Origin of the sequence: Streptomyces melanogenes, assembly GCF_014649795.1 — a bacterium.
In the GTDB taxonomy this organism is placed as follows: Bacteria; Actinomycetota; Actinomycetes; order Streptomycetales; family Streptomycetaceae; genus Streptomyces; species Streptomyces noboritoensis.
In genome coordinates this window covers 100,080-126,552 of the sequence record NZ_BMTS01000004.1, presented here as the reverse complement: position 1 = coordinate 126,552, position 26,473 = coordinate 100,080, and the positions used below count along the sequence as shown (strand labels likewise).

The window sequence follows — 26,473 nt, the reverse complement described above, 5'->3', positions numbered from 1 at the left end:
GTGCACGATCCGACAAGGGGCGCGCACGGATCGTCAAGGACATCTCTAGTCGGCCCTCGTTGAATGAGGCACAAGCCGACCAGGAGGGGGCAGGCAGTTGAACACCCCATCGCAAGCAGATCACGGATCCGCCCACGCGGACACCTTCGTACGGGACCACCTACCACCCGGGCCGCTCCAGCCCGATCTGCTCCTCGGCATGCCCTCGTTGCGTTTCCCCGCGCGGCTGAACTGCGGGTGGGAACTCCTGGAGGGGGGCGGTTCGTTGGACCGGGCACAGCGGCCCGCCGTGCTGTCCCCGCACGGCGTGCGCTGGACGTATGAGCAGCTCACCGCCGTCGTGGCGCGGATCGTGCACGTCCTGACCGAGGACATGGGCCTGGTGCCGGGCAACCGGGTGCTGCTGCGCGGTGCCAACACACCGATGCTGGCGGCGATCTGGCTCGCGGTGGTGCGGGCGGGCGGGGTGGTCGTGGCGACCGAGCCCACGCTGCGGGCCGAGGAGCTCGCCTTGGTGATCGACAAGGCCCGGGTCACCCACGCCCTGTGCGAGTCCGGCCTGCGGTCCGAGCTGGAGTCGACCGGGCGGGTGCCCCGGACGATGTTCTTCCGTGGCGGGGTGGGCGCCGAGGGCGGGCTTGAGCGGGCCATGGAGGACAAGCCCGACTGGTCACTCCCGGTCGACACGGCCGCGACCGACCCCTGTCTGATCGCCTTCACCTCCGGCAGCACGGGAATGCCCAAGGCCACGGTGCACTCGCACCGCGATGTGATGGCCGCGTGCAACTCCTTCCCCCGGCACGTCCTACGGGCCACCGCCGACGACCGCTTCATCGGCACGCCCTCGCTCGCGGACACCTACGGCCTTGGCGGACTGCTCCTCTTCCCCCTGCACGTCGGCGCCTCGACGGTGCTGCTCGACACCTCTTCGCCGCGCCAAATCGCCCGCGCCATAGGCGAGTTCCGCGCCACGGTCTGCTTCAGCGGCCCCGCCCGCTACCAGGCGATCTGCGCCGATCCCACCCCGTACGACCTGGCCTCGCTGCGCGAGTGCGTCTCGTCCGGGGAGGCGCTGCCGACCGAGACGCGCCGCCGGTGGAAGCAGCGGACCGGCAACAGCGTGATCGACGGGCTCAGCTCCACCGAGCTGCTCCACATCTTCGTCTCGATGCGCGGCGAGGAGGCCTGGTCCCGTCCCGGCGCGATCGGGCGGGCCGTCCCCGGCTACCTCACCGCGATCGTCGACGAGACCGGGCGTCCCCTGCCGTACGGCCAGGTCGGCGCGCTGGCCGTCAAGGGCCCCACGGGCTGCCGCTATCTCGACGACGAGCGCCAGCAGGACACCGTGCGCAACGGCTGGACCTTCACGGGCGACGCCTGCTGGGCCGACGAGTACGGCTTCCTCTACCGCCACTCCCGGACGGACGAGCCGGTCAGCGGTTCCGGGCTGCCTCACGGTAGTCACGCGGGCTGATCCCGTACGCCGCGCGGAAGGCGCGGCTGAAGTGGGACGGCTCGATGAAACCCCAGCGGGCGCCGATCGCGTACACCGGGCGGCGGCGCAGGGCCGGGTCGGCCAGGTCCCGGCGGCAGCACTCCAGCCGCCGGGCCCGGATCCACGCGGCGACCGTGGTGCCGCGCGAGTCGAAGATCTGGTGGAGGTGGCGCAGGGATATCCGGTGGGCGGCGGCGACGGTCGCGGGCGAGAGGGAGGGGTCGCTCAAGTGCCGGTTGATGAAGTCGCAGACCTCCACGCGCAGCGCGTGCTTGCGCGACTCGGGGGTCATCTCGTTCTCGACGGCCATACGGCGTCCGAGCACGGCGGCGAGCAGGTCCACCGTCACCGAGGCCAGCGCCGGGATGTCGCCGGGCGCGCACTCGTCGGCCCGGGCGTCGAGGTCGGCGAGCCAGCGCCCGAACACCCCGCCCATCCCCCGGTCCGCCGCGATCGGGGTCGCGGTGACCTGCTGGACCACGTCCTGGGGCAGCGGCAGCCGGGCGCGGGGCAGTTGCACCACCGTCATCGACGAGAACTCGCCGTCGAACCCGCCCTCGAAAGGGCGGCTGCTGTCCACCAGGACCAGCTCTCCGGCCCGCACGGCGGCCAGCCGCCCGTTCTGCGCGGCGTGACCGCTGCCCGACCTGAGGACGTTGACCTGGTAGACCTCGGGGTCGTCCTGTCGGATCAGCTTGGGCGTGCGAAGGATCTCCACGCTCGGGTACGTCAGCGTCGACACCCGCACATCGCCCAGGTCGAGGACGCGCAGCCAGGCCTGGAAGTCCTCGGCCGACTCGCTGCGCAGCCAGTTGCGCACATGGGACTGGGCGGCCAGCTCCGTCCACAGCGCGAACCGCTCGGCCGCCGGCACCACGGCGGTGGTGAACTCGCTCGTCAGACCCATCCCACACCCCCCGTTGTGCCAGATGTCCGATGTGGCGCGAGCATGGCACACGCGTTCTCTTGACGTCGAGCACATGATCGGCCATCCACCGCCGTTCACCTGCCGCCTTCCGCCCGGAACCGGCGCTCCGCGCGAGTGCCGCGCGGAGCGCCGCGACGGCCGCCCCGGCTCGGCGCGGGCCAAATTCCGTTGCCCCGCGGCCGACCCATGGGTAAGGCTTCGCGCCATGTCAGAGAACTCCGCCGGCGCCACCGCCCAGCACATCACCAGCAGCTCCCGAGCCGTGACCACGCTCTTCTCGCACGGCCGGCTGACGGCGATCCCCCGCAAGGCGGCCCGCCGTGAGCAGTTGCTCGTCCACCTCAAGGACACGCTGTTCGAGCCGGGGCGGCAGTACACCGAGGGCGAGGTCAACGACGCGCTGCTCACGGTCCACGACGACTACCCGGCGCTGCGCCGCTACCTGATCACGGCGGGCCTGCTGACGCGCACCCGGGACGGGGCCAGCTACCAGCGGGCGGCGTAACCGCTCGGCGGCCGACCGGCCCCCGACACTTCAGGGGTTCTCGAACCTCACCTCCGGGTTCCCGGCCGTCGGCCCCGCGAGCACCGGCTGCGGTATCCCCCGCAGGTGCTCGTCGAAGAACGCGGCCACATACGTACGCGTGATGTCGATGGCCCGCCGCGCGGGCAGCGGCGGCTGCGGCAGCCCGAAGTGCTCCTCGATGGCGGGGCTGTCGGAGAAGGTGAAGTGCTCCGACCCGGCCACCGTCAGCCAGCGCTTCCAGCCGCCGAGCGTCGGCCACTCCCTGTCCCAGGTCTTGTCGTGGCCGCCCGGCCGGTGCTCGTCCGTGCCGAGCATCATGAAGGGGCGCCCGCCGAGCCCTGTGGAGGGCAGGGTGTCCCAGAACGCCCCGTCCATGTTGATCCCGGCCCCGACCCGCCGGTCCGCCAGCATCGTGCTGGCCGCGCTCGCGCCGCCTATGGAGTGGCCGGCCATGCCGATGCGCTTCTTGTCGATCATGTCGGCGTACCGCCATATCGGATGGCGGCCGGTGAGCCGGTCGAGGACGAAGGAGACGTCCCCCGCGCGCGTCGCGGTAACGACGCTCCCCGACACACCGCCGTCGCCCAGCGCGTCGCAGGCCAGACAGGTCAGGGTCCGGCCGCCGGGGACGGAGATGCCGAACGACTCGTACGCGTGGTCCAGCGAGGCGACCAGATAGCCCCTGCTGGCGAGGTCCTCGGCGAGATTGGTCAGGGTGTACCGGGACACGCTGAAGCCGGGCGAGAGCACGATCAGGGGGTGACTTCCCCGCGCAGGGCGCGCGTCGGGACGGCTGTGGGTCCGGGTGGCGCTCAACTGCGCCGCCGGGACGGCCGCTTCGATGCCGAGGCCCTTCACCAGAAGGCCCGTCTCCGCAGTGGTGGCGTACGGCGTCGGGCGTCCCGGACCGGGCCGCGCCGCCGGATAGTGCAGCGTGAGCATCAGCTCGCGGGCGCCCGCACCGGGCTTCCACGGGTCCGTACGCGACCGGTCGACCAGGTGGAACACGGAGCTGCCCACCCCGTACTCACCTGTGGGGCTTGGTAGTTGCAGGGGACTGGCGGCGACGTCGGCCGGTGCGGCCGATACCGGCGGCGCCGCCGCGGCTAACGCCGATGGCTGGGGCGCAGCGGAAGCGGTACTCGCGGCCACGACAGGCAGCGCGAGAGCGAAGGAGAGCGCGACGGCCGTGACCGCCCGAGTGCGTCCGATCATGCTCTCGACGGTAGAGCGTGGGGCCGGGCGGGCGCGTCGTCCTCGGGTCGCTATTCGCGGGCCGCCGTGTCCACCCGTGGGCTGCCCCGCGTCTCCACCCGGAGGTGGGCTCGCGCGATCACCGGGCCTCCGGGACCGGTTGCGGCGGGCCGTGGGACGACGGAAGGTGTTTCGGGTGCCGACGGACGGCCGGACCCCCTCCGGCCCGCCCGGAGACGGCCTCCGATACGGTGAGCGGCACCATACGCAGCGTAGCCACTACACTGCGTAACGGCACACCATCAAAGCGGCTGGGTGCGGGGTGCCCGTTTTGCGGGAAAATGGTGACGCAGGAAGCCGCCAAGCGATAGCGATCGGCATCAGCGATGGACAGGACAACCACGGTCCCGGATTCCAAGGCCTCGTCGAGTGCGGCGGTGCTCGGGGCACCGTGCTGGGTGAGCCTCATGGCGCGCGAGCTGGAGCCCGCGCTCGACTTCTACGGGGCCGTCTTCGGCTGGACGTTCCGCACCGGGCGGCTCGGCGAGCAGTTCCGGGTGGCGCTCGACGACGGCGAGCCCGTGGCCGGGATAGGAGCGCTGGCGCCCGCGCTCCAGGTGGCCGTGGCCTGGACGCCGTACTTCGCGGTCGAGGACGCCGACGCGACCTCCGCGCGCATCCGCGAGCGCAGCGCCACGGTCGCCGTGGGCCCGGTCGCCTTCCAGACGGGGCGCGGCGCGCTCGCCGCCGACCGGGACGGCGCGGTCTTCGGCATCTGGCAGGGCAAGCTCGTCGACGACTGGGAGTCCTGGCGCGACCGCGAGCCGGCCTGGCTGGAGTTGCGCACCCGCAACGCCTTCGAAGCGGCGATCTTCTACGGCGAGGTCCTGGACTGGGCGGCCGACCGGCCGGGCTGCTGCGACGTCCAGTACGAGGCCGAGGAGGTCGTCCTGCGGCACGGCGGCCACATCGTGGCGCGCCTCAGCTCCGGCGCCCTGGAAGCGGCGCCGGACCCCACCATCAGGCCGCATTGGGAGGTCCACTTCGTCACCACGGACGTGCCCGCCAAGACGGCCACCGCCCGCGCCCGCGGCGGCATGGTCATCGCCCAGGGCACGGCCGCCAACGGCCCCTGGGCGACGATCCGCGACCCCGACGGCGCCACGTTCACCATCGACACGCGCGCGGTGGCGCAACAGAAGGCGTAACCAGGGCCCCGGGCGGTCAGGCCGGATCCGCCGGACTCACCGGCATCACTGCGCATCGTGGAACACGAGCCCCAGCGTGTGCCGTCGCCCGGAGCGGACCGTGCTCACCCCGTGCCGCATCGGCCCCGCCGACCAGCCGCGCCGCGAGCGCACCGGCCGGTCGCGCGTGGTGAAGACGAGCCCGTGGCCCTGCGGCAGGGTGGCGGCCGACCCCCGCGACTGCGCTCGGGGCCGCTGCTCGGTCATGAGGAACTCCCCGCCGGTGAAGTCGGTGCCGGGGGCGTTGAGGCCGATGACGACCTGGAGCGGGAAGACGGCCTCGCCGAACACGTCGCGGTGCAGGGCGTTCCAGTCGCCGGGCCCGCAACGCAGCAGGATCTGGGCGGACTTGGCCTGCCCGGCGTCATGGCACATCCGCAGCCACTCCCCCAGCGTGTCCGGCCACGGCGCCGGGCGCCCCAGCTTCGCGGCCCACTCGCGCGCGACGGGCAGCAGCCGCGGATAGAAAGCGGCGCGCAGTTCGGCGACGGCGTCGGGCAGGTCGTGGGTGAAGTAGCGGTACTGGCCGGAGCCGAAGCGGTGTCGGGCCATGTCCACGGTCGTACGGAAGTACGCGTCCTCGTCGTACAGCGCGGCGATCTCCCGGCACTCGCCCGGGGTGAGCAGCGGGCCGGTGGGCGCACTGCCGTGCTCGTCGAGCTCCTCGGCCAGCGCGGGCCAGTCCACCGCCGCGACACGGTCGGCCGGGCGGCCCGCCAGATGCGTGGCGTCGTTCGTGTTCATAGGGCGAGGGTCGCGCTTCGCGACCGGGGCCGCTGGCGGGATTCGGACGCCGCGGTGCGGCGGCGTACTGGATGCTTACACGCGTCGATTACTCACCTAATTGCCTAGTGAAGAAAGTGATAGCTTGGCGCGATGGCACTGCGCAACGCCGTTCTCGCCGCGCTCCTGGAGGGCGAGGCTTCCGGGTACGACCTGGCCAAGGGATTCGACGCGTCCGTCGCCAACTTCTGGATGGCGACCCCGCAGCAGCTCTACCGGGAGCTGGAGCGGATGGAGTCCGAGGGGCTGGTCGAGGCGCGGCTCGTCCAGCAGGAACGCAGGCCCAACAAGCGCCTGTTCTCCCTCACCGACGCGGGCTACGCGGCCCTGCGCTCCTTCACCGCCGAGCCTCCCCGCCCCAGCGCGATCCGCGACGAGCTCCTGGTGAAGGTGCAGGCCGTGGACGCGGGCGACACCGAAGCCGTACGGGGCGCGGTCGCGGAGCGGCTGGAGTGGGCCCGGGCCAAACTGGCCCGCTACGAACGGCTGCGGGACCGGCTGCTCGACGGGCGCACCGAGGACGAGTACCTGGCGCGCGCCGAACGCGTCGGTCCCTATCTGACCCTGATGAGGGGCCGGGCGTTCGAGGAGGAGAACATCCGCTGGGCGGAACGGACACTCGCGGTCCTGGATCAGCGGGGCGGCCGTACCATGACATCCATGTGATGGTCTGGGCCTCACAGCGGGCCACGGGATCGGGAGGCGAACGGAATGCGGATCGGGGAGCTGTCGGAGCGCACCGGCACGCCGCGGAGGCTGCTGCGGTACTACGAGGAGCAGGGTCTGATCGCCGCCGAGCGCACGCCGAACGGCTATCGCGAGTACGACGAGTTCTACGTGGACCGGGTCATGCAGATCAGAGGACTGCTCGACGCGGGGCTTCCCACCAGGATCATCAAGCAGATCCTGCCGTGCCTGGACAAGCCCCGGGTCATCCACTTCTCCGACGCGACGCCGGAGATGATCACCACCCTCGAGCTCCAGCGCGACCGCATGACGGCCCGCATCCAGTGCCTGACCCGCAACAGGGACGCGGTCGCCGAGTACCTCGACGCGGTACGCCCCAAGAACGACACTGCGGAGACTCAGGGCGCCCGGTAGCCCGGCACCGAGGGCCAGCGGACGGTCAGGACGACGGACTCCTCCTCCGCGTGCCAGGAGTGGTCGACCCCCTTGCCCCACACGACGTAGTCGCCCTGCTCTACCAACGTCACGGTGCGGCCCGGAAGTTCCACCCGGAAGCGGCCGCTGATCAGGACCAGCAGCGCGGTGCGCTCCTCGCCGGTCACCCACAGCGCCCGCTCGTCCCCACGGGGATGGACGCCCCACTTGATCTCCACGGCCTCGCTGTGCCGTGGATCCCCGGCGTCCTTGAAGTGGCCGAGCAGCCACCCCCGGTCGAGCGCGGCGTCCTTGCCCGCGTTGCCCACGTACACCTGGTCGTCGTTCATGGTGTCGAACCCTAACCAACCGTCTCAGATCGTCGTGCGGCCGCCGTCCAGCGGCAGGAACGTGCCCGTGACCTTCCTCGACAGGTCGCTGGCCAGGACCACGACCGCGTCGGCCACGTCCGAAGCCTCGATCGCCTCGGGCAGCGGTGTGCCGGCGGCGACATGGGCGATCAGGGCCGCCTGGTGCGGGCCCGCGTTGGCGTCGGTGGGGACGAAGCCGGGGGCGACCGTGTTCACCCGGATGTTGTCGGGGGCCAACTCCCGTGCCAGCGCCCGGCCGACCGCGTCCTGGGCGCTCTTGGCCGCCGTGATCTCGACGGGTACGGGATAGGGGTTGTGCGTGGCGGAGGCGCCGATCAGGACGATCGAGCCGCCGCCGTTGCGCCGCATCGCGGGGACGACGGCGTGGCAGCAGGCGAGCGTCGCGTCCAGCTGGGAGGCGACCGCGTCCCGCACCGAGGCGATGCCCTGCGGGGTGTCGATGAAGCTCCCGGCCGCGCCAGCCCTGGCGGCGACGGCCTCGGCGCCGACCATGACGTTGCAGACCAGCACGTCCGGCGCGCCGAGGGCGGCCGTGCTCGCCGCCACCACGGCCCGTACCTGCTCCAGGTCGCTCATGTCGCCCGCCACCGCCACGGCCCGGCCGCCGGACTTCTCGATGTCGGCGACCACGCCCGCGGCCGCCTCGGCGTTGCGCAGGTAGTTCACGGCCACGGCCGCCCCGTGCTCCCCCAGCGCACGCGCTACGGCGGCGCCGATCCCCCGGCTCGCACCCGTGACCAGAGCCACCCGACCGTCCAGTAACGCCGACGACATGCCCACTCCCCTTCACAACCCTTCGCGCGCCCCGTGCCCCTGGCAGTCCGGCGTCACGCCCGCCACTCGAATGACACTTTTGTGTACTTTCAGATAGATCCGAGAGGTCTTCCCCCATAGGTCTGGAATGATCCGACACGGCTGTCCGGCAGCCCGCCCGTCCCCCGTCACGAGACCGGGCGCCGTCTACCTCCTCAGGATGTTCCGCCCATGGCCGTCTTGTGCCGACCTGCCGTCGCCGTGCCCGAGCACGTGATCACCTCAGAGCAGACGCTCGACCTGGTCCGCAGCGTTCACGCCGACCATCCCCAGCTCGCGCTCGCGCTACGCCTGATCGAGAACACCGGGGTGGCCAAACGGCACATCGTCCAGCCCCTTGAGGAAACCCTGCGCCACCCCGGCTTCGAGGTGCGGAACAAGCTGTACGAGGCGGAGGCCAAGGCACGGGTGCCGCGGGTGGTGCGGCAGGCGCTGGAGACCGCCGAGCTGTCGCCGCGTGACATCGATCTGATCGTCTATGTGTCGTGCACGGGGTTCATGATGCCGTCCCTGACGGCCTGGTTGATCAACAGCATGGGTTTTCGGCCAGAGACCCGCCAGGTCCCGATCGCCCAGCTCGGCTGCGCTGCGGGCGGCAGCGCGATCAACCGCGCGCACGACTTCTGCACCGCCTATCCCGGGGCCAACGTACTGATCGTGGCCTGCGAGTTCTGCTCGCTGAGCTATCAGCCGACCGACCTGGGCGTCGGCACGCTGCTGTCCAACGGCCTGTTCGGCGACGCCGTGGCCGCCGCCGTCGTCCGGGGCTCGGGCGGCACCGGGATCCGGCTGGAGCGCAACGGCTCGCACCTCGTACCGGACACCGAGGACTGGATCGCGTACGCGGTACGGGAGACCGGATTCCACTTCCTGCTCGACAAGCGGGTCCCGGGCACGATGGAGGCGCTGGCCCCCGTCCTCGGCCGGCTCGCCGACCAACACGGCTGGAACGCGTCCACCCTGGACTTCTACATCGTCCACGCGGGCGGCCCGCGCATCCTGGACGACCTCTGCAAATACCTCGGAGTGCCGCCGGAGGCGTTCCGGTTCAGCCGCGCCACGCTCACCGAGTACGGGAACATCGCCAGCGCCGTCGTCCTGGACGCGCTCGGGCGGCTGTTCGACGAGGGCGGGGTGGAGCACCAGGCCAAGGGCCTGATCGCCGGGTTCGGCCCGGGCATCACCGCCGAGGTGGCGCTCGGGCACTGGACGGTCCCGGCCGTACCGAAGAAGACCGCGGTACCGGAGAAGACGGCCGCGCCGAAGAAGGCCTCTGTGCCGATGGAAGCAGTACCGAAGGCGGCCGCCGTGCCGGACGCGGCCGCCTGCCCCCGTACCCCCCAGACAGGAGGCGAGAACGCCATGGCCGAACCGCAGATCCACTTCTGGGCACCGCCGGACCTGCCCGGCCTCGCCTTCGACCCGCTGCTCGCGCGGCTGCTGCACGAGGAGCCGGTCGCCCGGGTGAAGCTGCCCAACGGCGAGGGCCACGCCTGGCTGGCGACCCGCTACGACGACGTGCGGTTCGTCTCCGTCGACCCGCGCTTCAGCCGCCAGGCCGTGATGGGACGCCAGGTCACCAGGCTGGCCCCGCACTTCATCCCGATGGACGGGGCCGTCGGGTTCGCGGACCCGCCGGACCACACCCGGATGCGGCGCGTGGTCGCCAGCGCCTTCACCGCCCGGTCGATGCGCCGCCTGCACGAGCACGCCCAGCGGGTGGTGGACCGCCTGCTGGACCGGATGGAGAGCCGGGGCGGGCCGCTCGACCTGATGGCCCACCTCAACCGGCCCTTCCCGCTCGCCATGGTGTGCGCGCTGATGGGGGTGCCGGACGAGGACCAGTCCAGGATGGCCCACTGGTCGGACACCATCATCTCCGCCGCGCGCGGCCGCGAGGCCAGCGAGCAGGCCAAGGCGGAGATGGCCGCGTACTTCCGCGATCTCATCGAGCGGCGCCGGGCGGAGCCCGAGGAGGACCTGGCGGGCGTGCTCGCGGCCGCCCTGGAGAACGGGGTGCTCGACCAGGACGAGGCCGTCGGGCTCGCCGTGCTGATCCAGATCGGCGGCGCCCACGCGGTGCGCAACAACAGCGCGAACATGGTGTACGCGCTGCTCACCCGGCCCGGCCACCTCGCCCGGCTGCGCGCCGAGCCGGAGCTCGTCCCGCAGGCCGTGGAGGAGCTGCTGCGCTACATCCCGCACCGCAACGCGGTGGGCCTGTCGCGGATCGCCCTGGAGGACGTCGAGGTGGGCGGGGTGCTGATCCCGGCGGGCGACCCGGTCTACGTCTCGTATCTGACGGCCAACCGCGACCCGGAGGTCTTCGCGGATCCGGAGCAGCTCGACTTCGACCGGACCCACAACCCGCACGTCGCCTTCGGGCACGGCCCGCACTACTGCCCCGGCGCCACGCTGGCCCGGATGGAGTCCGAGATCCTGCTGCGCTCGCTGTGGGACCGCTTCCCGGACCTGGCGCTCGCCGTGCCGGACGAGGAGGTGGTGTGGGAGCGGGGGGCACTGATCCGGGGGCCGAAGGAACTGCCGGTGAAGTGGTGACGGTCTGTCAGGACCCGTTCTGACAAGACCGTTCCGAGAGGAGAGAGCCGTGGACGACCCCGACCCGTACACCCGCCCGACCGACGGTCTGGTGATCCCGCCCGGCGGCGGCCGGACCCTCAAGACCGCCGCCCAGCAGGTGACCTTCAAGGTCACCGGCGCGCACTCGACCGTCGCGTCCACCTTCGAGGTGGTGGTGCCGCCCGGCTTCGACGTCGGCGCGCACGCCCACAGCCGCAGCGAGGAGCTGTTCTACCTCCTGGAGGGCGAGCTGGACGTGATGGCCTTCGAGCCGAAGGTCCGCACCCTCGACGACTGGCGGGAGTGGGAGTCGCCCTCCGGTCAGCGCCACATCCGGGCGACGGCGGGGACGATGATCCTGGTGCCGCCCGGCTGCCCGCACGCCTTCGCGAACCCGACCGGCCGCCCCGCCCGGATGCTCTTCCAGGCCGCCCCTCCGCCGGACCACGAGCGGTACTTCGAGGAGCTGCTCGAACTGCTCAACAGCGGGGGCGGGATCGATCCGGCGGCCGTGCAGGAGCTGCGCGTCCGGTACGACATCGAACAGCTCACGCCGCTGCGGCACTCGCCTCCTGCACAGGCCCCGATGGCGGAAGCGCGGGTGACGTCATGAGCGAGGACGTACGCGTCGACGAGCTGAGCCGGCGCACCTCCGCCGAGGCCACCGAGCACTTCTGGCCGGTGGAGCACCTGGACGCGCTGGAGTTCGACCCGCTGCTGCACCGGCTGCTGCGCGAGGAGCCGGTCGCGCTGGTGCGGATGCGGTTCGGGGACGGCCACGCCTGGCTGGTGACCCGGTACCAGGACATCAAGGAGGTCACCTCGGACCCCCGGTTCAGCCGGGCGCTGACCGTCGACCGGCCGGTGACCAGCATGACCCCGCACGTCGTGGCCCCCGCCGGAGGCATCGGCCGCACCGATCCGCCCGACCACACCCGCCTTCGGCGGCTCCTCGCGCAGACCTTCAACCGCAAGCGGATCGCGCTGCTGAGGGTGGAGACGGAGGCGATCGCGGAGCGGCTGGTCGGGGAGCTGCTGGCCCAGGGGCCGCCCGCCGACCTCACCGAGTACGTGACCGGCCCGATGCCGGAGCAGGTGATCGGGAAGCTGCTCGGGGTGCCCGAGTCCGACCTCGGGCGGCTCCAGGCCTGGCGGGGCGTCATCCTCTCCAGCGACCACTCCCTTGAGGAGAGCAACGCGGTCAAGGCCGAGATCGCCGGGTACTTCAGGGCACTCGCGGACCGCCGGCTCACCGACCCGGGCGACGACCTGTTCAGCGAGCTGTCCCTGGCGCAGGCCGAGGGCGCGCTGAGTCGCCCCGAGCTGATCTCACTGGCCGTGATGATCGTCCTCAACGCCCTCGACCAGGTCCGCCAGCAGTGCTCCACGATGGTGTACACACTGCTCACGCACCCCGAGCAGCTGGCGCGGCTGCGGGCGGAGCCGGAGCTGCTGCCCACCGCCATCGAGGAGTTGCTGCGGTTCATCCCGCAGCGCAACGGCGTGGGGCTGCCCCGGATCGCCACCGAGGACGTCGAGGTGGGCGATGTGCTCATCCGCGCCGGGGAGGCCGTGTACGTCTCGTATCTGGCCGCCAACCGCGACCCGGAGGTCTTCACCGATCCGGACCGCTTCGAGCTGACCCGCGACGAGTCCCCCAACCTCGCCTTCGGGCACGGCGCGCACTACTGCCTCGGGGCCGCGCTGACCCGGATGCAGGCGGAGGTGATCCTCTCCACACTGCTGCGCAGGGCCCCGGAGCTGCGGCTGGCGATCGCGCCGGAGGAGGTGCGCTGGCGCCGGGGCTCGATCAACCGGGGGCCGGAGACCCTGCCGCTTGCCTGGTGAGGAACGAGGGCGGGATGGTACGGGGATGACTTCCCTGCGGCACGACTTCCTCGCCCTGGCGGCCTCGGTCCCGGACCTGCTGCGCGCCCCGAAGGTCGCCGCCGCGTGGCCGGGGCCGAGCGCGCTCGCGGAGTTCACCGTGGGCGGTCTGGCGGGCCATCTCGCCTACCAGGTCCTGTCGATCCCGCCCGCGCTGGCCGAACCCGTACCGTCCGAGCCCACCGTCTCGCTGCTCGGACACTACGAGCGGGTGGAGTGGATCGGGGCGGGTCTCGACGACGAGATCAACGTACGGATCCGGCGCGGCGGTGAGAGCGCGGGCGCCGACGGGGCCGGGGCGCTGGCGGACCGGGTGGCCGCGGCCGTCGACGAACTCACCGGCACGCTGGCCTCGGTGGAGAACCGGCCGGTCCGCATCCCGCTCTGGGGACCGTGGTCGCTGCTGCTCGACGACTTCCTGACCACCCGGATGATGGAGATCGCGGTGCACGGCGACGACTTGGCGGTGAGCGCGGGCATCGCCCCGCCGGAGCTCGCGCCGGGCGCCGTCGAGACGGTCGTCGATCTGCTCTCGCGCCTGGCCGTGCGCCGCCACGGCCCGACGGCGGTGCTGCGGGCGCTGAGCCGTGGGGAGCGGGCACCCCGTACCATCGCCGCGTTCTGAAACGGGTACCGCGCAGGTTTACCCCCTTTCACCACCCTGGGTTGACGCCCCCGGGTCACCGCCCGGCACACGATGGGCCCACGTGGTGACAGACCGGCCACGGTCGATCAGAAGGGGGAACAACATGCTCGGCGTACGGAAGGGCGCGCTCGCGGGCGTGCTCGTGGCGGTGTGTGTGGTGACGGGGATCGGCGTCGGACAGGCGTCCGCCGCGGGCGTCGGCGAACGGGCCGCGGTGAAGGGCACGTACAGCGTGGACGCCAACAGCAACGTGCGGACCACCCCGCACGTCCGCAAGGGCACCGTCGTGTACACCACGACGAAGAGCCGCCCGATGGACGTCGAATGCTGGACGCGCGGGGACGACGTCAACTCGGGCGGGCACCACACCAACGTCTGGTACAGCGGGTCCGTGTGGACGGGCAGCCGCTACCTCGACGACGTCTACGTCTGGGGCGGCAACGTCAACACGCCGCACGACCCCCCGAAGGGGATGCCGCACTGCTGAGCGCGCTGGCGGTCGCCGTGCGGGCGGGTCCCGCCCGCACGGACTTCTTCACCGTCGCGGTTCCCCTTCGTCCCGGTTCGGTGACCGCGCCCCTCGGGCCCGGTGTGTATCGGTACGGTCACTGTGCGTACCAGACCTCCGGGGGGAATCCATGCGCAAGTCCCTGCTCGCAGCCACTACTGCCGTCGTCGCCTGCCTCGCCCTGACGGCCTGTCAGAGCGACAACGACTCCGGCGCCAAGTCGCCGACCACCCAGGCGCCCACGCCCCCGCCCACCGACGCACCCGGCAACGCCGGTACCGACCCCTCGCCCGGTGCCGTCGCCCAGGCGTTGGGCGAGCCGTCGCGGACGGTGGGCGCCAACACCGTGGGCATCCTGGAGATCACGCCGACGACCGTCGTGTATCTGAAGGACGCGGGCGGACAGACCTCGAAGTACGGCACGTTCGCCGTCGTGGCCATGGACGAGAAGTCGCTCAGCGCCAACCCGGCCGCCGAGACCACGCTCGCCAAGGGCGGCGGCTGGTACTGGATCGCGCCGAACGGCACGCTGATCGCGGAGGGCATGGGCAACGCGTCGCGGGTCGCGCTCGGCAAGTACCAGCACTCGGGCGTCATCGAGCCCGACACACACCAGCTGCGCGCCAAGGTCTTCGACCTCACCGCCGCCCAGGCCAAGGGCGGCAAGCTCATCTACACCGACGGAACGGACTCCGCCGACCGCTGGAGCATTCCCACCAAGGAAACCGGACCCCAAGTCGCGGACGTCAGGGCGGAGTTGAATCACTGAGCGGTTGAATCACCGAGTGTCTGACACGACGTTCGTTCGACGGCTACCTTGTGCGGGCGGATCCGCAGGGACTGTCCGGGACGGGGTGCGATGGCGATACGGGGGGCGCGCGGTCGCGCCTGGCTGATCGGGGGCGCGGGAGCGGGCGCGGTCGCCGCACTGCTGATCTGGGCGCCGGGCGGAGCCCTGTCGTGGTCCGGCGGGGTGGCGGCCGCAGCCGCCGCCGCGTATCTGAGCCAGGACCTGCCCCGGCAGTTCAGCGACCGGCTGGCACGGCGCAGGGCCCAGCAGGACTCCGGCACCGAGGTCCCGGTCCTCGTCTCGACGCGCGTCAGGAACCAGGACTACGTGGTGCTCGACGACGGCACCCGGGTCGTCGAGGTTCCGGCCAGCGGGCACACCGTCCGGGTGGTCGCCACCGGGGCCGGGCCGCTGCCCGTGGTGCTGACGGACCTGCGCGTCGAGGTGCTCGCGCGGGCGGACCGCTCCGGCGACCTGTCCCGGCACGCGGCGGAGGTCCCCGTGCGGCGGTTCGAGGTGCTGCTCGACGCCGAGCCGCCGCGCGTACGCCCGCTCGCCGCCAGCGACTTCCCGTACCAGGTGGGCCAGGACGAGGTGGAGGTGCTGGACCTGGAGGTCAGGACCGAGGCCGGGGACGTCCAGTGGGTGCTGTGGCTGGACTGGTCCTGCGCGGGCCGGACCGGGAGCGTCCGCGTCGACCTCGACGGACACCCCTTCCGGACCGCCGCCCGACACGCCCGCCCGGCCGTCTGATGGCGACGGCACCCGCGCTGCGCGGCGCGGCCCTGACCACCCTGGTCCCGCTCGTCCTGGGCGGCGCGGTGCTACTCGCGGGCGGCGTCCACGCCTGGCCCGCGTGGGCGGCCGTCGTCGCGGTGTCCGCCGTGTCGGGGACGGCGGCCCTGCGGCGGACGGCGCCGCCCCCGCGTCCCTCCCCGGCCGCCCGGCCCGAACCCGACCGGGGCGGCGCGGCGGTGTACGCGATGCAGCGGCCCGTCCGGGCGGTGCCCGTGAACGGCCTCCCCGACGACGTGCCGTACACGGTGGACGTGACGACGCGCACGCACCTCGCCGTGATGGGGCCGCCCGGCTCCGGACCGGGCGGCGAAGGCGTCCACATCCCGCTCACCGGCCACAACCTGGTGTTCGCGCTGACCGCCGACGGCCCGTCCGACGTCACCCTCGTACGCCTTCGGGCGCGGGCGACCCGGCACGCCTCGCTCGTCGCGGACGGCATCAGCATGGCCCACCGGCGGATGCCGGACATGGTGTACAGCCCCGACCTGCTGGAGTCGATCCAGCGCTCGGTGGAGGCGTTCGAGCCGCTGGAGCGCCCGGACTTCGAGGTGCGGCTCGACGACGGCCCGGCTGCCGTGGCTCCCGTCGACGACGACACGCCCCCGCTCCCGCGAACCGTGTCCGGCGGCGCGAGCCTGCGGCTCGTCCTCGCCCCGGTCACCGCGTCCGGGTACTGGGTGCACTGGCGGCTGGAGGCCGAGATCGTGTGCGGCGGCCGTACGTACAGCCCGAGTTGGGACCTGACCGTCACCGCCACCAGCGGTACGGCGACCCACCATCCGGGCGGCGGCCGTACCAGCACGCCCGTGCACGAGCTCTTCCCCGACCACTGGAATCCGGCCGCCCCTGACGGCCCTGACGGGCAGGACGGCGAGACCCGGCGCTTCGAGATCGCGGCCCATGTCTCGTCCGACGGCGCGAGCATCATGCGCGGCCGCCCGCGCCCCGCCCCGGAGCCGGAGCCCCGCGAGGGCCTGCGCCACCGGGAGGAGGGCGACCGGCACCTGGCGGCGGGCCGGATGCGAGAAGCGGCGGACGCCTACCGGGCGGCGGCCGGGGCGAGCAGCGGCCACGGCGCCTTCGCGCTCGGCAAGCTGCTGCACGAGCAGGGCGACCTGGCGGGCGCGGAGCGGTGGTACGAGGTCGCGGCCGAGCACCGGTTCCCGGCGGCCTACAACAACCTGGGCGTGGCGGCGCTCCAGCGCGGCGACACGGACCGGGCCGAGCGGTGGTACCGGCAGGCCATGGACGAGGGCGACTGGACGGCGGTCGACGGGCTCGGCGCGATCATGGCCGGACGGGGCGACGACGCCCAGGCCGAGACGCTGTGGAAGCTCGCCGCCGACAACGGGCAGCCCAACGCGGCCCAGAACCTCGCGGTCCTGCTCAACCGGCAGGGACGCACCGCCGAGGCCGAGGCGTTGTGGGTCCGCGCGGCCGAGGCGGGCAACGCGGGGGCCGCCGTCCACATCGGCTTCCTGCGGCACGAGGCCGGTGATCTCAAGGAGGCCGAGCGCTGGTGGCGCGAGTCCGCCGAGCGCGGCAACAGCCAGGGCGCCTACTACTTCGGGGTGCTCCTGGCCCGGAGCGGCCGCATCGACGAGGCCGAGCGCTGGTGGCGGCAGGCCGCCGGGCGGCTCGGCGACCCGGAGGACTTCACCGGCTCCCACATGCCGACCGAGAGCGGCTTCGGCTACGCGCTCGTCCGGGCCGCCGACTCGGGCGAGGCGCTCTGCGCGTACCAGTTGGCCTGCCTCCTGGACGAGAAGGGCGACCGGGCCGGGGCCGAGCGCTGGTGGACCGCCGCCGCCCGGGCCGGTCACATCGAGGCGGTGCTGCGGATCGCGCAGGTGGCCATGAACGACCACGACGACCTCGGCGGCTGTCTGCGCTGGCTGCGGATCGCGGTCGAGGACGAGCGGACGCCGGTGGAGCGGCTGGCCACGGCGGCCGGCGCGCTGCACCGCCTCGCGGGCGGGCTGTACGACGGGACGCGCCCCGACAACCCGGACGCGCTCGCGGCCTGCGCGCTGGCGGTCGACGCGTACGAGCGGCTGCACGGGCAGGACGCGGCGGCGTACGAGCAGCCGTACGCCCAGGTGCTGGACTCCTACGCCCGGCTCAGCCGGGAGGCAGGAGACGTCGGGGCGGCCGATGCGGCCGACCGGCGGCGGAGCGCGCTCGGGTCGCGGCCCCGCTGACTTGGCGGCTCAATCCAACCGCGCTACTCGGTGAGTTGGCTTGTCCGTCCGGCTCGCCGGGAATGGCCCTATCGTTCCGCTGTGCTCACCGGCGAGGAGGGGCGTGTGGACAAGGACGAGGAGCGGCGGCTGAGGGCCATCGCGCCGGAGATCACCCGCGTCACGATCGACCTGCTGAGGACGGTCGTCGGCCTCGAACCCCCGGAGCGGGTGCCCGAGGAGGCGCTGCGGGTGGCCGACGAGGTGCTGGCGAAGCACGGCTCCGACGGGCTGCGGGTGCTCGTCATGAGCATCGCCGGGTGGACGGCGGTCGGCATCGAGTCGAACGCGCATCTGACCGGCAAGACGCACGAGGCGTACCTCGACGAGATGGAGCTCACCTGCTGGGAGGCCAACCCCGACGGCTGACGCGGACGGCAGCCGCGGGCCGCCGATCCGACCCCGGCGCCACCGCTGACCTGGGCGGCCGAGCACGCCCGGATCGGCGCGCGAACCCCCGGAAAGGGTGCCCGGAGCGCGGGTTTGCCGGACGGGATGTCAGGATGGGGGCATGACGACCAAGGTCTACTTCGACATCACCATCAATGACGAGCCCGCCGGGCGGATCAACTTCAACCTGTTCGACGACGTGGTTCCGAAGACGGCGGAGAACTTCCGCGCGCTCGCCACGGGCGAGAAGGGCTTCGGCTACGCCGGCTCCTCCTTCCACCGCGTGATCCCCGAGTTCATGCTCCAGGGCGGCGACTTCACCCGGGGCAACGGCACCGGCGGCAAGAGCATCTACGGCGAGAAGTTCGCCGACGAGAACTTCACGCTCAAGCACGACCGCCCGGGCCTGCTGTCCATGGCCAACGCCGGCCCGAACAGCAACGGCTCGCAGTTCTTCATCACCACCATCGTCACCGGCTGGCTGGACGGCAAGCACGTCGTCTTCGGCGAGGTCGCGGACGAGGACAGCATGAAGCTCGTGAAGAAGATCGAGAGCCTCGGCTCGCAGAGCGGCAAGACCGCGGCGAAGATCACCATCTCCGAGTCCGGCCAGCTCTGACGGTCTCCTTCCGTCTGCTGTCCGCCGACGGCGGTCCGAGGGGCACACGTCCTGCGTGAGCCCCTCGGCGCCGTTCGGCGCCACCCGAGTGGGCGATCCCGGTCCCGCGCGATCGGTGTTTGACTCGACGGCATGATCATTCGTACGCGCATCCAGGCCGCCGGTGTCGCGGCGGCCGCAGCGCTGCTCGGCCTCCTGTGCGCCGGGCCCGTCGCCGCCGACCCCGCTCCGGTGACCGCGGTGGCCCCCTCGCCCGCCCAGGCGTCGCAGGACCAGGTCGAGGCGTTCTTCACCGCCTACCGCAACGCGCGCCTCGGCACGACCGAGGACGCGACCCCGGCCGAGGTGCGGACCAGGTTCCTCACCAAGGAGCTCAACCAGACTCTCGACGCGTGGGCCGCCGCGCACACCGGCCAGGACCCGGTGTTCCGCGCCCCGAACATCCCCTCCACCTGGACGTTCGCTTCCGTGGGCGCGGACGGGTCGCACGTCGTCGTCTCCCAGAAGTGGGGCGACGGCACCGCCGCCGACGTGGCGTACACCGTCCGACCGGCCGACCTCATGATCACCGCGATCGCGGACTCGCCCGCAACCGCCTGATCGGCGGCGGGTTTCACCGGTGACCCCGCCGGAAAGAGTCCGGCATGATCTCAAGGCCCCGGACCAGGTCCTCCCTCCGCCGACGGGCGGGCGCGCTCCCCGTACTGCCCCTCGCCGCCGCCCTCCTCACCTCAACCGTCGCTCTCTACATGGCACTTGTGGCGTTCGGGAACATCACCGACTTCGACACCAACCGCGCCTTCGTCCACCACGTCCTGGCCATGGACACCACGTTCAAGGACCCGGACCTGATGTGGCGGTCCGTCGATTCGACGACGCTCCAGGACATCGCGTACGTACTGATCATCGTCTGGGAGACGGTCGCCGCGCTGGTGCTCGTGGCGGCGGGGGTCGTCTGGGCGCGGGCGCTGCGGGGCGGCGGGTTCGCGCGGGCGCGGCGGCTGAGCACGGTGGGGCTGCTGATGGTGATGCTGCTCTTCGGCGCCGGGTTCATCGCCGTCGGGGGCGAGTGGTTCGCGATGTGGCAGTCCAAGGCGTGGAACGGCCTGGACGCGGCGACGCGCGACTTCATGCTGGCCGCGTTCACCCTGCTCGTCGTGCACCTCCCCGGAGTCGAGGAGCGCGTCTGACCCGGCCGGGCGTCAGCCCGCCGCCCGCTCCTGCGCCCGCGCCGCCGCCCGGGTGATGTTCCGCGCCATGCCACCGAACACCACGGCGTGGAACGGCGACACGCTCCACCAGTACGCGTGCCCGAGCAGCCCCTGCGGATGGAACAGGGCGCGCTGGCGGTAGCGGGTGCGGCCGTCGGGCTCGCGCTCCGCGTACATCTCCAGCCAGGCGAGACCCGGCAGCCGCATCTCGGCGCGCAGGCGCAGCAGGTGCGGCCGGGTGATCTCCTCCACGCGCCAGAAGTCCAGCGAGTCCCCCACCCGCAGCCGTGCGGCGTCCCGGCGGCCCCGGCGCAGGCCCACTCCCCCGGTCAGCCGGTCCAGCCAGCCGCGCACGGCCCAGGCGAGCGGGAAGGAGTACCAGCCGTTCTCCCCGCCGATGCCCTCGATGACCTGCCACAGGGCCTCCGGCGACACGTCCACGACCCGCTCGCGGCGGTCGGTGTAGAGGCTGCCGCCCGCCCAGTCGGGGTCGGTGGGCAGCGGGTCGCTGGGGGCGCCGGGGAGCGCGGCCGAGGACCAGCGGGTGGCCACGTTGGCCTCCTTGATCCGGCGCAGGGCGAGCTCGATCGCCTCGTCGAAGCCGATCGGCGTGCCGGGCGGGTCCGGCACGTACCGCGCGATGTCGTGCTCGTGGCAGACCACCTCGTGCCGCAGCGACTCCGCGAGCGGCCGCGCCAGCGCGCTGGGCACCGGTGTGACCAGGCCGATCCACTGGCTGGAGAGCCGTGGCGGCAGCATCGGCACCTTCAGGATCAGCCGGTGCGAGAGCCGCGCCACCGCCGCGTACCGGTGCATCATCTGCTCGTACGTGAACACCTCGGGGCCGCCGATGTCGAACGTCCGGTTGACGTCGGCGGGCATCCGGGCGCTGCCGACGAGGTAGCGCAGCACGTCCCGTACGGCGATCGGCTGGGTCCGGTTGCCCAGCCAGCTCGGGGTGATCATCACCGGGAGCCGCTCGGTCAGATGGCGCAGTATTTCGAACGAGGCCGATCCCGAGCCGATGATGACGGCGGCGCGCAGCACGGTCGTCGGCACGGCCGAGCCGAGGAGGATCCGGCCGACCTCGGCGCGCGAGCGCAGGTGCGGCGACAGGTCCTCCTCCGGCACGCCCTCGGGGGTGAGGCCGCCGAGGTAGACGATCCGGCGGACCCCGGCCGCCGCGGCCTGCTCGGCGAAGATCCGGGCGGCCGAGCGGTCGGTCTCCTCGAAGCCGGGACCGGCGCCGAGCGAGTGGACCAGGTAGTACGCCACGTCCACGTCCCGCAGCGCCGCCCCGACCGACTCCGCGTCGGTCACGTCGCCGCGCACGGTCTCCACGCGCCCGGCCCACGGGTGGTCGCGCAGCTTGCGCGGCGTACGGGCCAGACAGCGCACCCGGTAGCCCGCGTCGAGGAGCTCGGGCACAAGACGGCCGCCGATGTAGCCGGTCGCGCCGGTCACCAGGACGAGTTCCGGGGTGCCGTCGCTCTTCATACCGCCTCCGCCGCTCGCCGTGCCTTCGGGCAACGATCTCCCGCGGGCGCCGCTTCCGGGCGGCACGACACCACACGGTTTGCCGTCCGCGTCCGGGGAGAGGAGGCTCGAAGCGTAGGCCCCTCGCGGCCTGCGAGGCGCGGGCCGCGACCTTCTGAAGGAGGTCATCATGGGCACCGCTTTCGACACCGAGACGCTGCGCCGCGCCATTGAGGGCCACGACGCGAAGGCCCTGCTGTCGCTCTACGCGGACGACGCGGAGATCCGTGTCGTCGACCGCAACACCCAGCCGAGCCACCCGATGGTCATGCACGGCCAGGGCGAGATCTCCAAGATGCTCGACGACGTCTACAGCCGGGAGATGACGCACAAGCTGGAGCAGTGCGTGGTCCAGGGCGACAGCGTCGCCTTCACCGAGTCCTGCGAGTACCCCGACGGCGTACGGGTGCTGGCCAACTCGATGATGTCGCTCAAGGACGGGAAGATCGTCGAACACACCCTGGTGCAGGCCTGGGACGAGTAGCGGGAGGCGAGGAGAGCCGTTCCTGCAGGCGTGCGTGCCGGAACTGGTAGACCGCGCCCGCCTGGCGCAGCACGCCCAGGCGGTGGGCCTCGCCGAGGAAGGCCATCAGCCGCCAGGGCAGGGCGCCGCGCCCGCACAGCCACAGCCGGGCCACGGCGAGGCGCCCCCACGCCGACATCGCCACCGTGACGACGCCGGTGGGGATCAGCGCGTACGCACCGATGCTCGCCGCGTCCGGCAGGCCGAGCAGGCGCGGCAGGGCGCTGCCCGCGAGGACGGCGGCCAGATAGGTGAACAGCGCGCGGGCGAGCGCGGTGCCCCGGTCGGTGCGCAGGCTCGCCGAGGGGCTGAGGCTGCGGGTGACGTCGACGGGCGCCCCCAGCCACCGGTGCAGCCCGGCCGCGATCCCGCCGACGATCCCGAGGCCGAGGCCGCCCGCGAGCCCGAAGATCACCGCGCTGCGCAGGATCGCGCCCGGGCTCTGCCGGGTCACCCACTCGCCCCGGGCGCGGTCGAGGAGCGGTGAGAGGTCGTACGAGTCGAGGTCGCGGCCGTCGGTGAGCCGGACGGTGAAGACCTCGCCGTCGGGCCGGTAGTCGTGCGCGGAGATCGCGAGCCGCTGGTCGACCGCCGTGCAGCGGGCCGGTGGGGCACACAGGTCCAGGTCGCTCACGTCGGCGGGCAGCGCGAACGCACGCGTGCCGCCGTGCTCGATCAGCGTGCCGTGGACCGGCTCGGGCAGCACGACATAGGTGCGGCCGTGCGCGCGCAGGCCGTAGCGGGTGCCGTCCGCCGCGTCGACGTAACGCGAGCCGTCCGGGGCGTGCCGCACGGGCCCGGGGACGGGGAAGTCGGCGCGAAGCGCGGCGCGCGCCGCCGCCGTACCCCCTTCGGCCAGGGTGAAGACGGCCCCCAGGCTCAGCCCCGCGAGCAGGCCGACGGCGAGGCCGTGGGCCATCGCCCGGCCCAGGCGGCGCGCCCGGCCGGCGGGGTCGCGCGGCCCGCCCTTGGCCACCACGCCGGACTCGCCGCGTACGAGGTACGCCGTCAGGGCGCCCGCGACCACCGCCGCGAGTGCGGCGAGCAGCGGTGCGTCCGGCAGGAACCCGGCGCCGACGAGCAGCACCCCGGCGGCGGTGAGCAGCCCGGCGCCCGCCCTGCGCGACCAGCGCCCGCGCGGTCCGCGCCGGCGGCGGCCGAAGAACGGCATCGTCGACGGCAGCGGCGACGTCGGCAGGCCGATGGCCGCGAGCCCGGTGGCGATCACCAGGCCGTACAGCCCGCCCACGGCGAGCCAGCCGAGCGCCCGTGGCATGCCCGCGAACGGCACCGCGAAGTACGGATCCTGGCTGAGCGGCCGGGTGAGCCCCACGGCGAGGCTGAGCGGCAGCGCGTACAGCAGCGGCAGCACGAACCGCCGTCGCGGGCGGCTCCGCGCGGCGTATCCGGCGCAGACCCCGGCCACCGTGGCGGCGGTCACCGCGGGCAGCGCGGGGTCCTGGCCGAGCGCCCACAGCAGCAGGCAGACGGCCTCCGCGAGCAGTCCGAGCAGCAGCAGCGGGCCCAGGCGCGGCAGTGGCCGGGGCAGTGCGGTGTGCAGCTCCCACCAGGCGAGGTCGCGGGTGTCGCGGTGTTCCAGCCGGCGGGCGAGGAAGCGCAGCCAGTGCACCGCGCGCCCGGTGTCCCAGCGCGCGGACCCGGCGAAGGCGGCGGGCACGAAGGCGTCGAGCAGATACTCCTCCAGGGCCGTCGGATCGGCGAACTCCGGGCGCCGCAGCAGCTCGGCCGGGTCGTTCCCGGACTCGCCGTAGACAGCCCTGGCCATCGCCACCATCAGCGGCGAGGCGAGCACCTGGCGCACGGGATCCCCGGGCAGCGTCCGGGCGAGCACCGGGTCCCAGGCGGTGGTGCGCTCCCCCGCCGGGCCGCGCACGGGTCTCGCGGTGCGCCGCAGGAAGTCGGCGGCCTCCTCGAAGGCGAGCGGCTGGAGCTCGACGACCGCCGCCGCCGTGAACACGTCGCCGTCGGCGACGACTTGGGCGTAGATCTCGCTGCGGCAGGTCAGCAGCAGCGGACTGCCCTCGTCCAGCGCGGAGTTGAGGCGGCGGACGGCCTCCGTGCGCAGGGGCGGGGCGAGTTCGTCGAGGCCGTCGAGTACGGGCAGGACCTGCCCGGCCTCCAGGAGCTCCGCCGCCAGCGGGGCCCCGGACCGCTGGATGGAGCCGAGCGCCGGATACCCTTCCGCGAGCCGGGCCGAGAGCCAGGCGTACAACTCGGTGCTGTCGGACTGCCAGGTGGCGAGCGGGAAGATCACCGGCACCGGGTCGCCGGTGTCGCGGCGCTCCAGGAGGTCGAGGGCGAAGCGGACGGCGAGGACGGTCTTGCCGCTGCCGGGTGCGCCGAGCACCACGAGCCGCCGGGCCGGGACGCGGGCGAACACCCGGGCGATGTCGTCCAGTACGCCGTCGAACCGGGCGTCCCCGCCGCCCCCGATGTTCTCGGGCGCGTCCGCGAGCCAGGGGTCCGCCGTGGTCCAGCGCACCGGCAGCGGCCGGGGGTCCTGGAGCCTGCGCAGCCGCCACTCCGCCTGCCAGTGCAGCCGCACCGCCTCGGCCAGCGCGTCGGCGGCGTGCTCCAGGTGCTCGTCCGGGGAGCGCTCGCCGGGGGCGGTGCTGAGCGTGTTGGCGACCAGTCCGGCCATGGAGACGAGGAAGCCGAGCACCGAGACGAGCGAGCCGGTGCTGCTGAGGCTGCGCTCGCGCACCGCCACGGCGACGACCGCCCCGGTGGCCAGCACCGCCCCCACCCAGATACCGCGCCGCCAGTACCGCATCACGCGCGCCCCCCGTCAGGCGGACCCCGTTCGTGCGCGCCATTGTCCCAGCGGACGGCCGGGACGGAACCGGGCGCGGCACCACGAACGTGCGGCTACTGCACGCAGAACTCGTTACCCTCGGGGTCGGCCATCACCACGTGGTTGGTGCCGGGCTCGACGACGACCTGGAGCACGCTCGCGCCCAGGCCCTCAAGGCGCTTGACCTCCGCCTCGCGGTGTTCGGGGCCGAAGTGCAGGTCCATGTGGAGGCGGTTCTTGACCCGCTTGGGCTCGGGGACGCGCTGGAAGAGCAGACGGCGGCCGAGGCCCATGCCGGAGGCGGCCTCGACGGGGTCGTCGGGGTGGCGTACGGCGGCCAGGGTCCGCCAGGCCTTGCGGCCGTCGACCACCGTGTACAGCTCGTCGGTGACGGCGCCCGCGGCGAGCAGCCGCTCGATGAGGACGGTGTGGTCCTCCACCTCGTAGCCGAGGGCCTCGGCCCAGAAGTCGGCGAGGCTCAGCGGCTCGGCGCAGTCGACGACGAGTTTCCAGTGGACTGCCATACGGGTCTCCCGGTGGTCGGACGCCCGCGTGGGCGTACGGGGTGCGGCGCCCTCATTGTCGTGCCCCGTCCGGGGGACCGCCGGTCGGGGCACGGGCCGAACGGGCCCCGGTCGCCGGGACGGTGGCTTACGATCCCGCGATGAGAGCTTCCGGCACATTCAAGGTCACCGGGTTCACCCCCACGGCGCTCGTCCCCACCCCGGCCGTCGAGACGGGGCTACCGGTCGGCGTCGCCACCATGGAGAAGCACTACGAGGGCGAGGTCGCGGGGCGCTCCTCCACCCTGTTCACCGCCGCGTACGACCAGACCGCGGCCACCGGCACGTACGTCGCGATGGAGTCCTTCGAGGGCTCGCTCCACGACCGGCGGGGCACCTTCAACTTCGCGCATTCGGCGACCACGCTGGGCGCGGGCCGCGAGAGCGAGTTCTGCGTCATCGTGCCGTCCAGCGGGACGGGCGCCCTCACCGGGATCTCCGGCTCGGGCGGCCTGGCGATCGACGCCGACGGCACGCATCGCATCTGGTTCGACTTCGAGATCGACTGATGCCGTGCGGAACGGGGGTGCCGGGCGCCCCCGTTCCGTACCCGCGACTCTCCTAGCCCACGGAGGGCAGCAGGCCGGTGATCGGGGCGACCGGGTCGGTGACCTGGTGGAGCTGGTTGAGGTCGTTCACCTTGTTCAACTCAACTGGCTGAGCTGGGCCTTCAGGGTGGGCAGCTCGCTGCGGTGCTCCGCCGGGACCGAGCTCGTCACCAGCTCGTCGAGCACGGTGATCGGGGAGATGTCGGTCGGCTTGGCTCCGACCGGGCCCGCGGCGCTCGCCGCGGACGCACCGAGGCCCGAGACTCCGGCGGCGAGGGCGAGGACTGTGGCGATACGTCGTGTTGAGATCACGCCCTGACAACCGGCCGACGCCGCCGAT

General features: G+C 72.9%; 28 protein-coding genes and 1 pseudogene. 20 read left to right on the top strand and 9 right to left on the bottom strand.

Features of this window, described 5'->3' with window-relative positions; translation table 11 throughout:
- Positions 1–97 precede the first annotated feature (97 nt).
- A complete protein-coding gene (locus IE252_RS10585) occupies positions 98–1,474 on the top strand; it encodes an AMP-binding protein (RefSeq protein WP_190089096.1) in 1,377 nt (458 codons plus the stop codon).
- Here the strand turns inward: IE252_RS10585 and IE252_RS10580 are convergent.
- Positions 1,434–2,402 carry an AraC-like ligand-binding domain-containing protein gene (locus IE252_RS10580; protein WP_190089095.1) on the bottom strand — a complete coding sequence of 323 codons (969 nt, stop codon included), beginning with the start codon at positions 2,400–2,402 and terminating at the stop codon, positions 1,434–1,436. The two genes, IE252_RS10585 and IE252_RS10580, sit on opposite strands and share 41 nt — an antisense overlap.
- Before the next feature lie 226 nt (positions 2,403–2,628).
- On the opposite strand from IE252_RS10580, the gene IE252_RS10575 reads away from it, so the two are divergent.
- Positions 2,629–2,928: a DUF2087 domain-containing protein gene (locus tag IE252_RS10575; protein ID WP_190089094.1), complete on the top strand. Its 300-nt coding sequence runs from the start codon at positions 2,629–2,631 to the stop codon at positions 2,926–2,928.
- A 30-nt stretch (positions 2,929–2,958) separates the two neighbouring features.
- On the opposite strand, the gene IE252_RS10570 is transcribed toward IE252_RS10575, so the two are convergent.
- The gene (locus IE252_RS10570; protein WP_190089093.1) at positions 2,959–4,164 is read right to left on the bottom strand and encodes an alpha/beta hydrolase family protein; all 1,206 of its coding nucleotides are present in this window, start codon (positions 4,162–4,164) and stop codon (positions 2,959–2,961) included.
- A 365-nt stretch (positions 4,165–4,529) separates the two neighbouring features.
- Between IE252_RS10570 and IE252_RS10565 the strand changes: the two genes are divergently transcribed.
- Positions 4,530–5,351: a VOC family protein gene (locus tag IE252_RS10565; protein ID WP_190089092.1), complete on the top strand. Its 822-nt coding sequence runs from the start codon at positions 4,530–4,532 to the stop codon at positions 5,349–5,351.
- 45 nt (positions 5,352–5,396) lie between these two features.
- On the opposite strand, the gene IE252_RS10560 is transcribed toward IE252_RS10565, so the two are convergent.
- Positions 5,397–6,134, bottom strand: coding sequence for a 2OG-Fe(II) oxygenase (locus IE252_RS10560; protein WP_190089091.1), 738 nt, complete (start codon positions 6,132–6,134; stop codon positions 5,397–5,399).
- Between the two features lie 132 nt (positions 6,135–6,266).
- Here IE252_RS10560 and IE252_RS10555 point away from each other — a divergent pair, with 132 nt between their 5' ends.
- Both IE252_RS10555 and IE252_RS10550 read left to right on the top strand, forming a co-directional pair.
- Positions 6,267–6,839 carry a PadR family transcriptional regulator gene (locus IE252_RS10555; protein ID WP_190089090.1) on the top strand — a complete coding sequence of 191 codons (573 nt, stop codon included), beginning with the start codon at positions 6,267–6,269 and terminating at the stop codon, positions 6,837–6,839.
- A 45-nt stretch (positions 6,840–6,884) separates the two neighbouring features.
- Entirely contained in the window at positions 6,885–7,274 is a 390-nt protein-coding gene (locus tag IE252_RS10550; RefSeq protein ID WP_190089089.1) for a MerR family transcriptional regulator, read from the top strand.
- On the opposite strand, the gene IE252_RS10545 is transcribed toward IE252_RS10550, so the two are convergent.
- Both IE252_RS10545 and IE252_RS10540 read right to left on the bottom strand, forming a co-directional pair.
- The gene (locus tag IE252_RS10545) at positions 7,259–7,624 is read right to left on the bottom strand and encodes a cupin domain-containing protein (RefSeq protein ID WP_190089088.1); all 366 of its coding nucleotides are present in this window, start codon (positions 7,622–7,624) and stop codon (positions 7,259–7,261) included. The genes IE252_RS10550 and IE252_RS10545 overlap by 16 nt on opposite strands.
- A 24-nt stretch (positions 7,625–7,648) precedes the next feature.
- Positions 7,649–8,440, bottom strand: coding sequence for an SDR family NAD(P)-dependent oxidoreductase (locus IE252_RS10540; RefSeq protein ID WP_190089087.1), 792 nt, complete (start codon positions 8,438–8,440; stop codon positions 7,649–7,651).
- A gap of 210 nt (positions 8,441–8,650) precedes the next feature.
- On the opposite strand from IE252_RS10540, the pseudogene IE252_RS10535 reads away from it, so the two are divergent.
- The 13 genes and pseudogenes from IE252_RS10535 to IE252_RS10475 all read left to right on the top strand — a co-directional run.
- Positions 8,651–9,691, top strand: a pseudogene (locus IE252_RS10535) (type III polyketide synthase); the annotation flags it as partial.
- Positions 9,692–9,841: 150 nt separating this feature from the next.
- Entirely contained in the window at positions 9,842–11,038 is a 1,197-nt protein-coding gene (locus IE252_RS10530; RefSeq protein ID WP_190089414.1) for a cytochrome P450, read from the top strand.
- Positions 11,039–11,087: 49 nt separating this feature from the next.
- Positions 11,088–11,672, top strand: a complete 585-nt coding sequence (locus IE252_RS10525; protein WP_190089086.1) for a cupin domain-containing protein — start codon at positions 11,088–11,090, stop codon at positions 11,670–11,672.
- Entirely contained in the window at positions 11,669–12,907 is a 1,239-nt protein-coding gene (locus IE252_RS10520; RefSeq protein WP_190089085.1) for a cytochrome P450, read from the top strand. Before IE252_RS10525 ends, IE252_RS10520 begins: the two co-directional genes overlap by 4 nt.
- Before the next feature lie 25 nt (positions 12,908–12,932).
- The gene (locus IE252_RS10515) at positions 12,933–13,571 is read left to right on the top strand and encodes a maleylpyruvate isomerase N-terminal domain-containing protein (protein ID WP_190089084.1); all 639 of its coding nucleotides are present in this window, start codon (positions 12,933–12,935) and stop codon (positions 13,569–13,571) included.
- A gap of 124 nt (positions 13,572–13,695) precedes the next feature.
- On the top strand, positions 13,696–14,079 hold the full coding sequence (locus IE252_RS10510; protein WP_190089083.1) for a hypothetical protein: 384 nt from the start codon (positions 13,696–13,698) through the stop codon (positions 14,077–14,079).
- 151 nt (positions 14,080–14,230) lie between these two features.
- The gene (locus IE252_RS10505; RefSeq protein ID WP_190089082.1) at positions 14,231–14,869 is read left to right on the top strand and encodes a hypothetical protein; all 639 of its coding nucleotides are present in this window, start codon (positions 14,231–14,233) and stop codon (positions 14,867–14,869) included.
- Positions 14,870–14,959: 90 nt separating this feature from the next.
- Positions 14,960–15,643 carry a hypothetical protein gene (locus IE252_RS10500; protein WP_190089081.1) on the top strand — a complete coding sequence of 228 codons (684 nt, stop codon included), beginning with the start codon at positions 14,960–14,962 and terminating at the stop codon, positions 15,641–15,643.
- Positions 15,643–17,889: a tetratricopeptide repeat protein gene (locus tag IE252_RS10495; protein ID WP_190089080.1), complete on the top strand. Its 2,247-nt coding sequence runs from the start codon at positions 15,643–15,645 to the stop codon at positions 17,887–17,889. The genes IE252_RS10500 and IE252_RS10495 overlap by 1 nt, the downstream gene beginning before the upstream one ends.
- Before the next feature lie 81 nt (positions 17,890–17,970).
- Positions 17,971–18,297, top strand: a complete 327-nt coding sequence (locus IE252_RS10490) for a hypothetical protein (protein WP_229848195.1) — start codon at positions 17,971–17,973, stop codon at positions 18,295–18,297.
- A 142-nt stretch (positions 18,298–18,439) separates the two neighbouring features.
- Entirely contained in the window at positions 18,440–18,937 is a 498-nt protein-coding gene (locus IE252_RS10485) for a peptidylprolyl isomerase (RefSeq protein WP_190089079.1), read from the top strand.
- A gap of 132 nt (positions 18,938–19,069) precedes the next feature.
- A complete protein-coding gene (locus tag IE252_RS10480; protein ID WP_190089078.1) occupies positions 19,070–19,537 on the top strand; it encodes a hypothetical protein in 468 nt (155 codons plus the stop codon).
- Positions 19,538–19,581: 44 nt separating this feature from the next.
- Positions 19,582–20,127, top strand: coding sequence for a DUF2165 domain-containing protein (locus tag IE252_RS10475; protein WP_190089077.1), 546 nt, complete (start codon positions 19,582–19,584; stop codon positions 20,125–20,127).
- Between the two features lie 12 nt (positions 20,128–20,139).
- Here IE252_RS10475 and IE252_RS10470 read toward each other — a convergent pair whose 3' ends face one another.
- A complete protein-coding gene (locus IE252_RS10470; protein WP_190089076.1) occupies positions 20,140–21,645 on the bottom strand; it encodes an SDR family oxidoreductase in 1,506 nt (501 codons plus the stop codon).
- Positions 21,646–21,814: 169 nt separating this feature from the next.
- On the opposite strand from IE252_RS10470, the gene IE252_RS10465 reads away from it, so the two are divergent.
- Positions 21,815–22,168 carry a nuclear transport factor 2 family protein gene (locus tag IE252_RS10465; protein ID WP_190089075.1) on the top strand — a complete coding sequence of 118 codons (354 nt, stop codon included), beginning with the start codon at positions 21,815–21,817 and terminating at the stop codon, positions 22,166–22,168.
- On the opposite strand, the gene IE252_RS10460 is transcribed toward IE252_RS10465, so the two are convergent.
- Both IE252_RS10460 and IE252_RS10455 read right to left on the bottom strand, forming a co-directional pair.
- Positions 22,116–25,001 (bottom strand): NACHT domain-containing protein, encoded by a 2,886-nt coding sequence (locus tag IE252_RS10460; RefSeq protein ID WP_190089074.1) that lies wholly within the window; start codon positions 24,999–25,001, stop codon positions 22,116–22,118. The two genes, IE252_RS10465 and IE252_RS10460, sit on opposite strands and share 53 nt — an antisense overlap.
- 95 nt (positions 25,002–25,096) lie before the next feature.
- The gene (locus IE252_RS10455) at positions 25,097–25,546 is read right to left on the bottom strand and encodes a VOC family protein (protein ID WP_190089073.1); all 450 of its coding nucleotides are present in this window, start codon (positions 25,544–25,546) and stop codon (positions 25,097–25,099) included.
- 140 nt (positions 25,547–25,686) lie between these two features.
- Here IE252_RS10455 and IE252_RS10450 point away from each other — a divergent pair, with 140 nt between their 5' ends.
- Positions 25,687–26,094, top strand: a complete 408-nt coding sequence (locus tag IE252_RS10450) for a DUF3224 domain-containing protein (protein WP_190089072.1) — start codon at positions 25,687–25,689, stop codon at positions 26,092–26,094.
- A gap of 135 nt (positions 26,095–26,229) precedes the next feature.
- Here the strand turns inward: IE252_RS10450 and IE252_RS10445 are convergent, their stop codons facing one another.
- Positions 26,230–26,445, bottom strand: a complete 216-nt coding sequence (locus IE252_RS10445; protein ID WP_308434528.1) for a hypothetical protein — start codon at positions 26,443–26,445, stop codon at positions 26,230–26,232.
- Positions 26,446–26,473 lie beyond the last annotated feature (28 nt).

What these genes read in the sequence shown, in the direction of transcription:
- IE252_RS10580 (WP_190089095.1), bottom strand. Translation starts at nt 2,402, where the DNA reads ATGGGTCTGACGAGCGAGTTCACCACCGCCGTGGTGCCGGCGGCCGAG.
- IE252_RS10575 (WP_190089094.1), top strand. Translation starts at nt 2,629, where the DNA reads ATGTCAGAGAACTCCGCCGGCGCCACCGCCCAGCACATCACCAGCAGC.
- IE252_RS10570 (WP_190089093.1), bottom strand. Translation starts at nt 4,164, where the DNA reads ATGATCGGACGCACTCGGGCGGTCACGGCCGTCGCGCTCTCCTTCGCT.
- IE252_RS10565 (WP_190089092.1), top strand. Translation starts at nt 4,530, where the DNA reads ATGGACAGGACAACCACGGTCCCGGATTCCAAGGCCTCGTCGAGTGCG.
- IE252_RS10560 (WP_190089091.1), bottom strand. Translation starts at nt 6,134, where the DNA reads ATGAACACGAACGACGCCACGCATCTGGCGGGCCGCCCGGCCGACCGT.
- IE252_RS10555 (WP_190089090.1), top strand. Translation starts at nt 6,267, where the DNA reads ATGGCACTGCGCAACGCCGTTCTCGCCGCGCTCCTGGAGGGCGAGGCT.
- IE252_RS10550 (WP_190089089.1), top strand. Translation starts at nt 6,885, where the DNA reads ATGCGGATCGGGGAGCTGTCGGAGCGCACCGGCACGCCGCGGAGGCTG.
- IE252_RS10545 (WP_190089088.1), bottom strand. Translation starts at nt 7,624, where the DNA reads ATGAACGACGACCAGGTGTACGTGGGCAACGCGGGCAAGGACGCCGCG.
- IE252_RS10540 (WP_190089087.1), bottom strand. Translation starts at nt 8,440, where the DNA reads ATGTCGTCGGCGTTACTGGACGGTCGGGTGGCTCTGGTCACGGGTGCG.
- IE252_RS10530 (WP_190089414.1), top strand. Translation starts at nt 9,842, where the DNA reads ATGGCCGAACCGCAGATCCACTTCTGGGCACCGCCGGACCTGCCCGGC.
- IE252_RS10520 (WP_190089085.1), top strand. Translation starts at nt 11,669, where the DNA reads ATGAGCGAGGACGTACGCGTCGACGAGCTGAGCCGGCGCACCTCCGCC.
- IE252_RS10515 (WP_190089084.1), top strand. Translation starts at nt 12,933, where the DNA reads ATGACTTCCCTGCGGCACGACTTCCTCGCCCTGGCGGCCTCGGTCCCG.
- IE252_RS10510 (WP_190089083.1), top strand. Translation starts at nt 13,696, where the DNA reads ATGCTCGGCGTACGGAAGGGCGCGCTCGCGGGCGTGCTCGTGGCGGTG.
- IE252_RS10505 (WP_190089082.1), top strand. Translation starts at nt 14,231, where the DNA reads ATGCGCAAGTCCCTGCTCGCAGCCACTACTGCCGTCGTCGCCTGCCTC.
- IE252_RS10500 (WP_190089081.1), top strand. Translation starts at nt 14,960, where the DNA reads ATGGCGATACGGGGGGCGCGCGGTCGCGCCTGGCTGATCGGGGGCGCG.
- IE252_RS10495 (WP_190089080.1), top strand. Translation starts at nt 15,643, where the DNA reads ATGGCGACGGCACCCGCGCTGCGCGGCGCGGCCCTGACCACCCTGGTC.
- IE252_RS10485 (WP_190089079.1), top strand. Translation starts at nt 18,440, where the DNA reads ATGACGACCAAGGTCTACTTCGACATCACCATCAATGACGAGCCCGCC.
- IE252_RS10480 (WP_190089078.1), top strand. Translation starts at nt 19,070, where the DNA reads ATGATCATTCGTACGCGCATCCAGGCCGCCGGTGTCGCGGCGGCCGCA.
- IE252_RS10475 (WP_190089077.1), top strand. Translation starts at nt 19,582, where the DNA reads ATGATCTCAAGGCCCCGGACCAGGTCCTCCCTCCGCCGACGGGCGGGC.
- IE252_RS10470 (WP_190089076.1), bottom strand. Translation starts at nt 21,645, where the DNA reads ATGAAGAGCGACGGCACCCCGGAACTCGTCCTGGTGACCGGCGCGACC.
- IE252_RS10465 (WP_190089075.1), top strand. Translation starts at nt 21,815, where the DNA reads ATGGGCACCGCTTTCGACACCGAGACGCTGCGCCGCGCCATTGAGGGC.
- IE252_RS10460 (WP_190089074.1), bottom strand. Translation starts at nt 25,001, where the DNA reads ATGCGGTACTGGCGGCGCGGTATCTGGGTGGGGGCGGTGCTGGCCACC.
- IE252_RS10455 (WP_190089073.1), bottom strand. Translation starts at nt 25,546, where the DNA reads ATGGCAGTCCACTGGAAACTCGTCGTCGACTGCGCCGAGCCGCTGAGC.
- IE252_RS10450 (WP_190089072.1), top strand. Translation starts at nt 25,687, where the DNA reads ATGAGAGCTTCCGGCACATTCAAGGTCACCGGGTTCACCCCCACGGCG.